Origin of the sequence: Microbacterium sp. zg-YB36, from assembly GCF_024623575.2 — a bacterium.
GTDB lineage: Bacteria > Actinomycetota > Actinomycetes > Actinomycetales > Microbacteriaceae > Microbacterium.
Genome location: NZ_JANJFD020000008.1, coordinates 133,488 through 145,414 on the forward strand (window position 1 = coordinate 133,488; position 11,927 = coordinate 145,414).

Below are 11,927 nucleotides of genomic sequence, written 5' to 3' on the forward strand. Positions count from 1 at the left end.
AGGGGTCATTCTGGTTATATCCCGCCTGAAGGAGACTCCATGGCCCTCGCCGACATCTTCACTCGCCCCGTCACCACGTCGCCCAAGCCGGGCCCGCGCGCGGTGGCATCCGGTGGTCGCCCGCAGCTGTCCGGGGAAGGTGCCGAAGCCCTGCTGACCTGGGTCGACGAGATCGCCGCGCTCACCCAGCCCGCCCGCATCCACTGGGTGGACGGGTCGCGCTCCGAGAACGACGCGCTGCTGCGCGGGATGGTCGACGAGGGCAAGCTCATCAAGCTCAACCCGGAGTGGCGACCGGGGTCGTACCTGGCCCGCTCCCACCCGAGCGACGTCGCCCGCACCGAGGGGCGAACCTTCATCGCGTCCGAGCGCGAAATCGACGCCGGGCCGACGAACAACTGGGTCGCCCCCGACGAGGTCCGCGGCACCATCACGCCGCTGTTCGCCGGTTCCATGCGGGGGCGCACGATGTACGTCGTGCCGTTCTCGATGGGCGCCGTGGGCGGACCGCTCTCGCAGATCGGCGTGCAGATCACCGACAGCGCCTACGCCGTGGCATCCATCGGCATCATGACGCGCGTCGGGCGGGCGGTGCTGAACCAGATCGACGCCGGCAAGCCGTGGGTGAAGACCGTGCACTCGGTGGGCGCGCCCCTGGCGCCGGGCGAGGCGGATGTGGCCTGGCCGTGCAACGACGAGAAGTACATCGTGCACTTCCCCGACACCCTCGAGGTGTGGTCGTTCGGCTCCGGCTACGGCGGCAACGCGATCCTGGCGAAGAAGTGCTTCGCGCTGCGCATCGCCTCGGTGATCGGGCGCGACGAGGGCTGGCTGGCCGAGCACATGCTGCTCATCCGTGTGATCGACCCCAAGGGCAAGGCGTTCCACATCGCCGCGGCCTTCCCGTCGGCATGCGGCAAGACCAACCTCGCGATGCTGCGCCCCACGATCCCCGGCTACCGCGTGGAGACCCTCGGTGACGACATCACCTGGATCCGCCCCGGCGAGGACGGTCGACTGTGGGCGATCAACCCCGAGGCCGGGTTCTTCGGCGTCGCGCCCGGCACGGGGGAGTCCACCAACGTCACCGCCGTGGAGACGCTGTGGGGCAACACGATCTTCACCAACGTGGCGCTGCGCCCCGACGGCGACGTGTGGTGGGAGGGGCTCACTGACGAGGCCCCCGCGCACCTGACCGACTGGGAGGGCAACCCGTGGACGCCTGATTCCGCCCGCCCCGCCGCCCATCCCAACTCCCGCTTCACCGTCTCGGCGAGCCAGTGCCCGCAGATCGCGCCCGACTGGGACGCCCCCGAGGGTGTCCCGCTGGACGCGATCCTGTTCGGCGGCCGTCGCGCCACGAACATCCCGCTCGTGGTCGAGGCCACCGACTGGGCGCACGGGGTGTTCATGGGGTCGAACATCTCCTCCGAGCGCACCGCGGCCGCGGAGGGGACTGTCGGCGAACTGCGCCGCGACCCGTTCGCGATGCTGCCGTTCTGCGGGTACAACATGGCCGACTACTTCGGGCACTGGCTGAGCGTGGGACAGAACCTGCGGTTCGACCGGGCGCCGCGGGTGTTCCAGGTCAACTGGTTCCGCAAGGGCAGCGACGGCCGGTTCCTCTGGCCCGGCTTCGGAGACAACGCCCGCGTCATCGACTGGATCATCCGCCGGGTGCAGGGCGAGGTACCCGCCGTGGACAGCCCGATCGGCCGGCTGCCGCGCATCGAGGACCTCGATCTCGATGGCATCGACGTGCCGCAGGCCGACCTCGACCAGCTGTTCTCGATCGATCCCGGTTCGTGGCTGCGCGAGACCCAGCTCACCGAGGAGTTCTACGACACCTTCGATGGGCGGGTGCCGGCGACGCTGTACGCCGAGCTCGCGGCGTTGCGCTACCGCCTGAAGCTCGCTCAGCCCAGCTGAGGCGGGTCGTCCCCGCTTTCGCGCGAGCAGCGGGTCAGACCAGCAGCTGGTGCTTCGCGAGGTCGCGGTACAGCGGCGTCGTCTCGACCAGCTCGGAGTGCGTACCCTGGCCGACGACCTCGCCGTGGTCGATCACCACGATGTGGTCGCTGTCGACCACCGTCGACAGCCGGTGCGCGATCACGACGAGCGTGCGGCCGGTCGCGACGGCGTCGAAGGCCTCGCGCATGCGCTGCTCGTTGATCCCGTCCAGCGACGAGGTCGACTCGTCCAGCAGCAGGATCGGGGGAGCCGCCAGCAGCGCCCGGGCGATCGCGAGCCGCTGACGCTCGCCGCCGGAGAGCATCACGCCCGCCTCGCCGACCGGGGCGTCCAGCCCCAGCGGGCTGCGCTCGAGCACATCGCCGAGGTTCACGTCCCGCAGCACGCGCTCGCATTCGGCGTCGGATGCCGCGGGCGAGGCCAGTCGCAGGTTCTCGGCGATCGTACCGGCGAGCGTGGGGGCATCCTGCTCCACGTAGCCGAGCTGGGCGCGCAGTTCGTCGCGGGGGAGCGTGCGGATGTCGCGCCCCTGCAGCAGGATCGCGCCGCCGGTGGGGTCGTAGAACCGCTCGATCAGCGCGAGCGTCGTGCTCTTGCCGGCGCCGGACGGTCCGACCAGAGCGACGCGGGCACCGGCGGGCACCGTGAAAGACACGCCCCGCAGCACGTCGTCGTCGCGGGTCGGCTCATCGGCCACCGCGACGGCGGCAGCGTCGACGTGCGCGTCGGCGAGCGTCTTCATCGCCTCCGTCTCGGCGGTGCGGCGGGCGGCGACGACGGCCTCGGGGTAGCGGAACCGCACGTCGCGGAACTCGATCGCGGGGACGACGCGCGCGGCATCCTCCGCCGCTGCGGGAGCGGTCACGGCCGCGGCGATCACGGCGTCGTCGGCCGATTCGGTCGGCAGATCCAGTACCTCCTGGATGCGCCCGAGGGCGCCCAACGCCTGGTTGACCGAGCTGATCGCGCCGAAGAACGACCCCAGCGGACCCACCAGGAAGAACAGGAACATGACGAAGGTCACGAGGTCCGCGATGGAGATCGCGCCGGATGCCACGCGGAACCCGCCCACCCCGAGCACGACCAGCAACGACACCTGCAGGGCGATACCGGCGACGGGGACCACCAGCGCCGACGCCTTCGCGACGTTGACGCCGGCGTCGTAGGCACCGTGCGCGGTCTCACCGATCGCCTGCTGCTCGCGGTCGGCGGCGCCGGCGGCGCGGATGGTGCGGATGGAACCGATGGCGCGCTCCACGCCGGAGGCCAGCTCGCCGACCTTCTCCTGCTGTGCCTGCGTCGCGGTGCGGATGCGGCCGCTGAGCAGGCCCACGACCGTCGCCGAGATCCCGATCACCACGAGGATCAGCAGCAGCAGGACCGGGTCGATGATCGCCATCGCCGCGATTGCGCCGACGAAGATGAGCACCCCGCCGAGCGAATCGGCCAGGCCCTGCGTGAGCACGGCGTACAGCAGGGTCGTGTCGGTGCCCACGCGCGAGACGAGGTCACCGGTGCGGCGGGCGTCGAACTCGCTCACCGGCAGGTGCAGCAGCCGGGCGATCAGGCGTTTGCGACTGGAGTAGACCACCGCGGTACCGGTGCGCTGCAGCAGGTAATGCTGCCAGCCGCCGATGAGCGAGGATGCCACGACCAGCCCGATCAGCAGCCAGACCAGCATCCCGAGCATCTCGCCGGCCTGCACGCGTTCGATGACCTGACCCACGACGAGCGGCTGCCCGAGGGTCGCGAGCGCCTCGAGCACGCTCAGGATGGCGACGACGACGAGCACGCCCTTGTGTTCCAGCAGGAACGGCAGCAGCTGCTTGAGGCTGGCGCGGGGGCCGTCCTGCGCGGCCTTGCGGCCGCGGCGGGCGCGGGAGGAGGTGGGAGAGGACATGGGTGATACCTCGTTCATGCGGGGGGTTACCTTCGACCGTACTTCTTGTGCACTGCCTGCCGGCTCACACCGAGGGCGGCGGCGATCGCCTGCCACGAGAAGCCCAGGTTGCGGGCACGGCGCACCTGCGTCTCCTCGGCGCGGGAGAGCTCCCGGCGCACTTCGGCGAGCCGGTGCAACTCGGCGATGGGTTCGCGCTCGCCGGGAGTGCCCACCAGCGGGCGGATCTCGTCTGCGCCCATGCGCGCCTCCTTCGTGACGCGTCAACCATAGTTGACGCTGCCAGGGAGTGTCAATGTGGGTTGACGCACCGGTGGTCGCGACCCCCCCGCGCCGGTGTCCGACGACGGCGCTACTGTGGGGCGGTGCCTGCACCGGTCATCTCCGCCCACAACCTCGTCAAGGCCTACAAGGTCAAGGCAAAGCCCGACTTCCTCGCGGTCGACGGGCTGTCGTTCGAGGTCGCACCGGGGGAGTCGTTCGGCCTTCTCGGTCCCAACGGCGCGGGCAAGTCGACGACGATGAAGATGATCGGCGCGGTCTCCACCCGCACCAGCGGCGACCTGCAGATCCTGGGCCTGGACCCCGACCGGTACGGTCCGGAGATCCGCTCGCGCCTGGGTGTCGTGCCGCAGCAGGACAACCTCGACGGCGAGTTGAACGCGCGCGAGAACCTCTACATCTACGGCCGGTACTTCGGGCTGCCGGGCAAGGTGTGCGCGCAGAAGGCCGACGAGCTGTTGGCGTTCGCGCAGCTGCAGGAGAAGGCCAGGAGCAAGGTCGACCAGCTCTCCGGCGGTATGAAGCGGCGCCTGACCATCGCCCGCGGGCTGATCAACGACCCGCGGACCCTGCTGCTGGACGAACCGACGACGGGCCTGGACCCGCAGGCGCGGCATGTGCTGTGGGACCGGCTGTTCCGGCTGAAGGAGCGCGGCACCACGCTCGTGCTCACCACCCACTACATGGACGAGGCCGAGCAGCTGTGCGACCGCCTCATCGTCGTGGACAACGGCCGCATCATGGCCGAGGGGACGCCATCCTCGCTCATCCGCGAGCACTCCTCGCGGGAGGTGCTCGAGGTGCGCTTCGGCTCGGCGCGCAACGAGCAGGTCGCCGCGGGGCTCCACGGCATCGGCGAGCGGGTCGAGGTGCTGCCCGACCGCATCCTGATCTACGCCCACGACGGCGAGGCGGCGCTGGAGCGGGTGAGCGCCCTCGGCCTGCAGCCGATCACGAGCCTGGTGCGTCGCTCGTCGCTGGAAGACGTGTTCCTGCGGCTGACGGGAAGGTCGCTGATCGAATGACGCACCCACGCGATGCCACCTCGCCGCAGCCCGGGGCGGCGTCACCGGCGCACCCGTCGCCGGACGAGCTGCGCGCCGAAGCGATGGCATGGGGGCGCAAGCCCCGCACCCGCGGCTCCTGGTACGTCACCGAGCACATGGTGCGGGCGATGCGCGCCTACGGCTGGACGATCGTCGTCGGCGCGCTGGGGCAGCCGATCATCTACCTGCTGGGCCTGGGCGTGGGCCTGGCCGCACTCATCCAGGCGCCCGTCGACGATGCCGGAGTGCAGGTGTCCTACCTGCTGTTCGTCGCCCCCGCGCTGCTGATGACCGCGGCCATCGCGGTGGCCTCGGAGGAGTTCACCTACCCGGTGATGGCGGGCTTCAAGTGGCGCCGCTATTTCTACGGGTTCAACGCCTCCCCGCTCTCGCCGGCGCAGATCGCCAACGGCGTCATCGTCGGCGCTTCGGCTCGCATGCTGGTCGGGGTCGCGGCGTACTACGGATTCATCTGGATCTTCTTCGCCGCGTTCGGCGGCGGCGTGCCCCACCCGGCGACCGCGTGGCTCTCGATCGTCCTCGGCGTGCTGGCGGGCGTGGCCTTCGGCATCCCGCTCATGGCGTATGCGGCATCCATCGAAGACGACAAGGGGCAGTTCGCCCTCGTGCAGCGGTTCATCTTCATGCCGATGTTTCTGTTCTCGGGCACCTTCTATCCGCTGTCGAACCTGCCCGACTGGCTGGAGTGGATCGGCTGGGTCTCCCCGCTGTGGCACGCCACCCAGGCAGGGCGCATCCTCACCTACGGCGCCCCCGAGCAGCTGCCGGCGGTGCTGGGGCATACCGCCTACCTGCTGGTGCTCGCCGCGATCGGCTACGCGCTGGCGCGCGGCATCTTCGAACGGCGGCTGGCGAAATGACGCTCACGACCGTCGACACCGCCACCGCACCCCACCGGCGCGGGGGAGTGCGGGCGCTGTGGGCGGGAAACCCGCAGGCCGTCGTGCAGCGCGGTCTCATCGCGGCGCGCTCGTCGAGCTGGATCGTGGTGCTCTCGGGATTCTTCGAGCCGGTGTTCTACCTCGCCTCGATGGGCATCGGGCTCGGCTCGCTCATCGGCGACGTGCAGACGAGCGCCGGGGTCTCGGTGTCGTACGCCGCTTTCATCGCACCGGCCCTCCTGGCGGTGTCGGCGATGAACGGCGCGATCTACGACTCCACCTGGAACGTGTTCTTCAAGCTCAACTACGGCAAGCTCTACGAGGGGATGCTGGCGACCTCGCTCGGGCCGCTGGATGTCGCCCTGGGCGAGATCCTCTACGCCCTGCTGCGGGGGCTGCTGTACGCCACCGGGTTCCTCATCATCATGCAGATCCTGGGGCTCAACCTCGCCCCCACGGCGATCCTCGCGATCCCGGCGGTGCTGCTGATCGCCTTCGGGTTCGCGAGCCTGGGGATGGCGATCACCAGCTACATGAAGACGTTCCAGCACATGGACTGGATCAACTTCGTGCTGCTGCCGATGTTCCTCTTCTCCTCCACGCTGTACCCGATCACGGTGTACCCCGAGGTGGTGCAGCGGATCGTCATGGCCTTTCCGCTCTGGCACGGCGTGGAGCTCATCCGCGGCTTCACCACCGGGGTGATGAGTCCCGACATGGGGTGGCACATCCTGTATTACGTCGTCATGATCGCCGTCGGCCTGGTGCTCACCACCAAGCGGCTGCGCGTGCTGTTCCTCGACTGAGCACGCCGGAAACGACGGATGCCGCGGGGCGTGAACCCCGCGGCATCCGACTCGTCCGGTTGTCGACTACAGCGAACCGGTGACGCCGAGACCGATGTTCGTCTCGTACTCGACGTCCTTCGTCTCCTTCGACAGCACCAGCGCGACGAGCGTCAGCACGCTCATCGCGGTGAGGTACACGCCGACGAGCCACGGCTGGCCATCGGCGGCCGCCCACAGCGCCACCGCGACGATGGGCGCCAGTGCCGCGCCCAGGATCGAGGACACGTTGTAGGAGATCGCCGAGCCGGTGTAGCGGACGTTCGTCGGGAAGAGCTCCGGCAGCACGGCGCCCATGGGGCCGAAGGTGGCTCCCATGAGCATGAACCCGAGGATGAGGAACGCCTGCGTGAGGGCGCCGGTGAACTTCGGGTCCGCGTACGGGGTGAGGAACACGTTGAACAGCAGACCGAACACGGCGATCGCGGCGGTCACCCAGATGAGCAGCTTGCGCCGGCCGATGGAGTCCGCCACCGGGCCCGACAGCAGGGTGAAGATGCCGAAGAAGACCACGCCGATGATCTGCATGATGACGAAGTCGGTGTACCCGAATCCGAGACCGGGAACGTAGGAGGCGGCGTCGAACGCCTGGCCGGCGGCCTCGGCGGCAGCGGCGGCGCCCTCGGCGGTCGCCTTGGTGCCGTAGGAGAGGGTGAAGCTCGTCATCAGGTAGAACAGCACATACGTCGCCAGCATGATGAACGTGCCGAGGATGAGCGGCCGCCAGTGCCGGCGGATGACCTCACCCAGCGGGAACTTGCGGATCGCGCCGGTCTTCTCCGCCTTGGCGAACGTCTCGGACTCGACGAGCTTCAGACGCACCCACAGACCCACGATCACCATGACCGCGGAGAACAGGAACGGCACCCGCCAGCCCCACTCGAGGAACGCGTCGGAGCGCTGGGAGGGGCCGTCGGGGTGCGGCAGGGTGAAGTTGATGACCAGGAAGATGCCGTTGGCGATGATGAATCCGATCGGCGCACCCAGCTGCGGGAACGTCCCGTACCAGGCGCGCTTGCCCTTCGGGGCGTTCTCGGTGGCCACGAGCGCCGCGCCGGACCATTCGCCGCCGAGGGCGAAGCCCTGCGCGAGCCGCAGGATCAGCAGGAGCAGCGCCGCCCACCATCCGATGTTCTGGTAGGTGGGGAGGAGCCCGATGATGAAGGTCGCGATGCCCATCGTGAGCAGCGACGCGACGAGAGTCGCCTTGCGGCCGAAGCGGTCGCCGAAGTGGCCGAAGATGACGGCACCGATGGGCCGGGCCACCATCGCGGCGCCGAAGACGGCGAACGACGACAGCAGGGCGGTGGTCTCATCGCCGGTCGGGAAGAACAGGGCGGGGAAGACCAGGACGGCGGCGGTGGCGTAGACGTAGAAGTCGTAGAACTCGATCGTCGTGCCGACCAGGCTCGCGGCGATGACGCGCGAGCGGGGGTTGGCGGGAGCGGGGGTGGTTGCCGCGGGTGCTGAGGACATGAAGTGGAAGCCTGTCAAAGAGTGGGAAGCGGTCCTTGTGGGACGTTCCGGTGGCAGGCGTCCGGAGCAGGGGTGGTGCGGCGGGCGTCGCAGCGCTGGTTCACCGGGGCGGCCGCCCAGGGCGGCCGCGCAGGCAACTATCCTATGCCGACGCCGGGCGCAGCGCCCGGCGTCAGCGCCCGGCGTCGGCGGCGGGATCAGCGCCAGATGACGGCGATCCCCGCGTTGAGGAGCGTCAGCACACCGACCGACCAGAACATGACCGTCGGCACGGAGCCGGTCTTGCGCTGGCGGCCCGTGCCGATGCCGAGCAAGGCGCCGATGATCAGCAGCACGACGAGCTTGGTGCCGATCTTGGCGTAGTTCAGGTCGTAGTCGATGCCCCACGGGGCGGCCAGAGCGAGCCCGGCGACCGCGGCGATCGTCATGCCGATCGTCATCAGCCGAGTGAAGCGGCGGCGACCGCCGAAGGCCTCCACGGCCCAGGCGCCGAAGAGGACCGCGAATCCGGTCAGGTGAACGAGGAGCACGACGTGGCGCAGGGTTTCCATGCGCTCAGTCTAGTCCGACCTTCAGTGGTGCTGATGGTGCGGCGGTACGGGTCAGCGGCGCAGGTCGCGCAGCACCAGGGCGGTGCGCAGCGCGGCATCCGCCGCCTCGGCGCCCTTGTCCTCCCGGGAGCCGGGCAGTCCCGCGCGATCCAGCCCCTGCTGCTCGTCCTCGAGGGTGAGCACCCCGAAACCCACCGGCTTGCCGGTGTCCAGTGCCACCCGGGTGAGCCCGTCGGTGGCTGCGGCGGAGATGTACTCGAAGTGGGGCGTGCCGCCGCGGATGATGACGCCGAGGGCGACCGCCGCGTCGGCGCCGGACTCCAGCGCCGCCTTGGCCACGACGGCCAGTTCGAACGCGCCGGGCACCCGCACCAGGGACCAGCTGGCGCCGGATGCGTCGAGCGTGCGCTGCGCGCCGGCGATGAGGCCGTCGGTGATCGCGTCGTGCCAGGTGCCGGCGACGACGACGACACGGATGCCGGCGGCGTCGATCGCTGCGGACTGCGGGGAGCCGGTGCCGCTCATGCGCTGGCCTCCTTCGTGCGTGCCAGCGCGCCGTCGAGGTCGGCGGAGGCGATCGTGTGGCCCATGCGCTCGGCCTTGGTGGTGAGGTACTGGTGGTTGTTGGGGCCGACCCCCACCAGAAGCGGCACCTGTTCGACGACGTTCAGGCCCAGGGTCTGCAGCTGGGCGACCTTGTCGGTGTTGTTGGTCAGCAGTCGGATCCGCTCCACGCCGAGGTCGGCGAGGATGCCGGCAGCGGCGGCGTAGTCGCGGGCATCGGCCGGCAGCCCCAGCGCGAGGTTCGCGTCGACGGTGTCCAGCCCGGTCTCCTGCAGAGAGTATGCGCGCAACTTGTTGATCAGGCCGATGCCGCGTCCTTCGTGGCCGCGCATGTAGACCACGACGCCGCCCTCCTGCTCGATCGCGTCCAGCGCGGCATCCAGCTGGGGGCCGCACTCGCACTTGAGCGAGCCGAGCGCCTCACCGGTGAGGCACTCCGAGTGCACGCGCACCAGCGGGGCGTCGGCGGTGAGGTCGCCGGAGACGATCGCGAGGTGGTCGGTGCCGGTGACCCGGTCCTTGTAGGCGAGGAAGCGGAACGTGCCGTGGGAGGTGGGAACGTGTGACTCCGCCCGCAGGCTCACGCGCCGCTTGTGGACGGTGGGGCTGCCGCCGTCGGGGAGCGGCTCGTGCTCGTCGAGGTAGGCGACCAGCTGCTCGATCGTGATGACGTGCAGTCCGTCGCGCTCGCCCAGCTCCATCAGGCCGGGCAGCCGCATCATCGAGCCGTCCTCGGCGACGATCTCGCAGATCGCCGCGACCGGCGCCAGTCCTGCCAGGCGCATGAGTTCGACGGATGCCTCGGTGTGACCGCCGCGCTCGCGCACGCCGCCGTCCACCGCGCGCAGCGGCAGGATGTGCCCGGGGCGGATGACACTGGCCGGGGTGGCGGTGGGGTCGGCCAGCACGTTGAGGGTGCGCGAGCGGTCGCTCGCGCTGATGCCCGTGGTCACCCGATCGGCGGCATCCACGCTGACGGTGTAGGCCGTGCCGCGAGCGTCCTCGTTGACCTCCACCATCGGGGGCAGGTCCAGCCGGTCGGCCCACTCGCCGGGCATCGGCGCGCAGATGAAGCCGCTGGAGTGGCGCACCGTCCAGGCGATCCATTCGGGGGTGGCCAGCTGTGCCGAGATGACGACGTCGCCCTCGTTCTCACGGTTCTCGTCGTCGGCGACGATGACGGGTCGGCCGGCACGCAGCGCCTCGAGGGCTTCGGGGATGGTGGCAAGGCTCATCGGGAGCCTCCTTCGTTTCGGACCGCCGCGGCGGTCGGGGGGAATGCGAGCAGGCGCTGCACGTGGCGCGCGAGGATGTCGGTTTCGAGGTTGACGCGGTCGCCGGGCGCGAGGGCGCCGAGGGTCGTGGCGGTGAGGGTCTCGGGAATGAGTGACACCTCGAACCACGGCTCGGTGGCGTCGGGCGCGCTCACGGCGCTGACGGTGAGCGAGACGCCGTCCACCGTCATGGACCCCTTGTCCACGACGAGGGGTGCAAGCTCGGGGGCCAGGCCGATGCGCAACACGCGCCACTGCTGGCCGGGGCGCACCTGAAGCACCTCGCCGGTGCCGTCGATGTGGCCCTGCACGATGTGTCCGCCCAGACGCCCGTGAGCGGCCATCGCCCGTTCGACGTTCACCCGCGTGCCGACGACGGCCCCGCCCAGTGTGGACATGTCCAGCGTCTGCTTCATGACGTCGGCGGTGAACGCGTCGCCGTCGCGGTCCACGACCGTCAGGCACACCCCGCCGATCGAGATCGAGTCGCCGTGCGCGGCATCCGACACCGCCAGCGGCGCGCGCACGGTCAGCCGCACGCCGTCGCCCGATGCCGCGATGGCGGCGATCTCGCCCTGTTCCTCCACGATTCCGGTGAACATCAACGGGTTCCTTCCTGTGGTTCATTCCGCACGGCGTGCGGGGTGGCGACGATCAGGAGGTCGTCGCCGAGTCGTTCGATGGATGCCACGTCGAGCCGGTGCTGCTGGGTGATGTCGGCCACACCGAGTTCGCCCAGGGCCAGCCTCGGTCCGCCGATGAGGGTCGGTGCGACGTAGACGAGGAGTTCGTCGGCCAGGCCCGCCCGCAGGAATGCGCTCGCGATCGTCGGGCCGCCCTCGATGAACACGCGGTGCACGCCGAGTCCGCGCAGCTCCGCCAGCAGCGAGCCGTCGGGGTCGCCCCACTCGTCGAAGAGGCGACTGCCGTCGCGGTGCAGCACGGGGCGAGGATGCTGCCGCACGCGGGCGTCGTCGGGGATCCAGCGCGCCCCCAGCACGACCGGCATCGGCTGGTGCTCGTACAGCGTGCCGTCGGGGCGGCGGGCGGTGAGGGCGGGGTCGTCGGCCAGCAGCGTGGCGGGGGCCCGCACCCGACCGGCCGCCCCCGCCCCCC

The 11,927-nt window shown here is 70.3% G+C and carries 12 protein-coding genes; 4 read left to right on the forward strand and 8 right to left on the reverse strand.

Annotated elements, in window-relative coordinates; genetic code table 11:
• Nucleotides 1–39: 39 nt before the first annotated feature.
• Nucleotides 40–1,929 (forward strand): phosphoenolpyruvate carboxykinase (GTP), encoded by a 1,890-nt coding sequence (locus NQ151_RS13010; protein WP_257528357.1) that lies wholly within the window; start codon nucleotides 40–42, stop codon nucleotides 1,927–1,929.
• Nucleotides 1,930–1,963: 34 nt separating this feature from the next.
• Here the strand turns inward: NQ151_RS13010 and NQ151_RS13015 are convergent, their stop codons facing one another.
• A complete protein-coding gene (locus NQ151_RS13015; RefSeq protein ID WP_257528358.1) occupies nucleotides 1,964–3,871 on the reverse strand; it encodes an ABC transporter ATP-binding protein in 1,908 nt (635 codons plus the stop codon).
• Nucleotides 3,872–3,897: 26 nt separating this feature from the next.
• Entirely contained in the window at nucleotides 3,898–4,113 is a 216-nt protein-coding gene (locus tag NQ151_RS13020; protein WP_257528359.1) for an AsnC family protein, read from the reverse strand.
• 123 nt (nucleotides 4,114–4,236) lie between these two features.
• Between NQ151_RS13020 and NQ151_RS13025 the strand changes: the two genes are divergently transcribed.
• Genes NQ151_RS13025 through NQ151_RS13035 form a run of 3 tightly spaced genes read left to right on the forward strand, consistent with a single transcriptional unit; the run spans nucleotide 4,237 to nucleotide 6,907 of the window.
• Nucleotides 4,237–5,178, forward strand: coding sequence for an ABC transporter ATP-binding protein (locus NQ151_RS13025; RefSeq protein WP_257528360.1), 942 nt, complete (start codon nucleotides 4,237–4,239; stop codon nucleotides 5,176–5,178).
• Complete coding sequence (locus NQ151_RS13030) at nucleotides 5,175–6,080, forward strand: ABC transporter permease (protein ID WP_257509303.1); 906 nt, start codon at nucleotides 5,175–5,177, stop codon at nucleotides 6,078–6,080. The genes NQ151_RS13025 and NQ151_RS13030 overlap by 4 nt, the downstream gene beginning before the upstream one ends.
• Complete coding sequence (locus NQ151_RS13035; protein WP_257509304.1) at nucleotides 6,077–6,907, forward strand: ABC transporter permease; 831 nt, start codon at nucleotides 6,077–6,079, stop codon at nucleotides 6,905–6,907. The genes NQ151_RS13030 and NQ151_RS13035 overlap by 4 nt, the downstream gene beginning before the upstream one ends.
• Before the next feature lie 66 nt (nucleotides 6,908–6,973).
• Here NQ151_RS13035 and NQ151_RS13040 read toward each other — a convergent pair whose 3' ends face one another.
• The 6 genes from NQ151_RS13040 to NQ151_RS13065 form a co-directional block, all read right to left on the reverse strand.
• Nucleotides 6,974–8,422 (reverse strand): MFS transporter, encoded by a 1,449-nt coding sequence (locus NQ151_RS13040; protein ID WP_257528361.1) that lies wholly within the window; start codon nucleotides 8,420–8,422, stop codon nucleotides 6,974–6,976.
• Nucleotides 8,423–8,619: 197 nt separating this feature from the next.
• Complete coding sequence (locus NQ151_RS13045) at nucleotides 8,620–8,973, reverse strand: Fe-S protein (RefSeq protein WP_257509306.1); 354 nt, start codon at nucleotides 8,971–8,973, stop codon at nucleotides 8,620–8,622.
• Between the two features lie 51 nt (nucleotides 8,974–9,024).
• A complete protein-coding gene (ribH, locus tag NQ151_RS13050; protein ID WP_257528362.1) occupies nucleotides 9,025–9,498 on the reverse strand; it encodes a 6,7-dimethyl-8-ribityllumazine synthase in 474 nt (157 codons plus the stop codon).
• Nucleotides 9,495–10,772: a GTP cyclohydrolase II gene (gene ribA / locus NQ151_RS13055; RefSeq protein WP_257509308.1), complete on the reverse strand. Its 1,278-nt coding sequence runs from the start codon at nucleotides 10,770–10,772 to the stop codon at nucleotides 9,495–9,497. The genes ribH and ribA overlap by 4 nt, the downstream gene beginning before the upstream one ends.
• On the reverse strand, nucleotides 10,769–11,413 hold the full coding sequence (locus tag NQ151_RS13060) for a riboflavin synthase (protein ID WP_257509309.1): 645 nt from the start codon (nucleotides 11,411–11,413) through the stop codon (nucleotides 10,769–10,771). The genes ribA and NQ151_RS13060 overlap by 4 nt, the downstream gene beginning before the upstream one ends.
• Nucleotides 11,413–11,927 (reverse strand): RibD family protein (locus tag NQ151_RS13065; protein ID WP_257528363.1); only part of this gene is annotated, 515 nt, incomplete at its 5' end. The genes NQ151_RS13065 and NQ151_RS13060, both read right to left, overlap by 1 nt.

Coding starts and splice junctions, on each gene's coding strand:
- NQ151_RS13010 (WP_257528357.1), top strand. CDS start 40: ATGGCCCTCGCCGACATCTTCACTCGCCCCGTCACCACGTCGCCCAAG.
- NQ151_RS13015 (WP_257528358.1), bottom strand. CDS start 3,871: ATGTCCTCTCCCACCTCCTCCCGCGCCCGCCGCGGCCGCAAGGCCGCG.
- NQ151_RS13020 (WP_257528359.1), bottom strand. CDS start 4,113: ATGGGCGCAGACGAGATCCGCCCGCTGGTGGGCACTCCCGGCGAGCGC.
- NQ151_RS13030 (WP_257509303.1), top strand. CDS start 5,175: ATGACGCACCCACGCGATGCCACCTCGCCGCAGCCCGGGGCGGCGTCA.
- NQ151_RS13035 (WP_257509304.1), top strand. CDS start 6,077: ATGACGCTCACGACCGTCGACACCGCCACCGCACCCCACCGGCGCGGG.
- NQ151_RS13040 (WP_257528361.1), bottom strand. CDS start 8,422: ATGTCCTCAGCACCCGCGGCAACCACCCCCGCTCCCGCCAACCCCCGC.
- NQ151_RS13045 (WP_257509306.1), bottom strand. CDS start 8,973: ATGGAAACCCTGCGCCACGTCGTGCTCCTCGTTCACCTGACCGGATTC.
- ribH (WP_257528362.1), bottom strand. CDS start 9,498: ATGAGCGGCACCGGCTCCCCGCAGTCCGCAGCGATCGACGCCGCCGGC.
- ribA (WP_257509308.1), bottom strand. CDS start 10,772: ATGAGCCTTGCCACCATCCCCGAAGCCCTCGAGGCGCTGCGTGCCGGC.
- NQ151_RS13060 (WP_257509309.1), bottom strand. CDS start 11,413: ATGTTCACCGGAATCGTGGAGGAACAGGGCGAGATCGCCGCCATCGCG.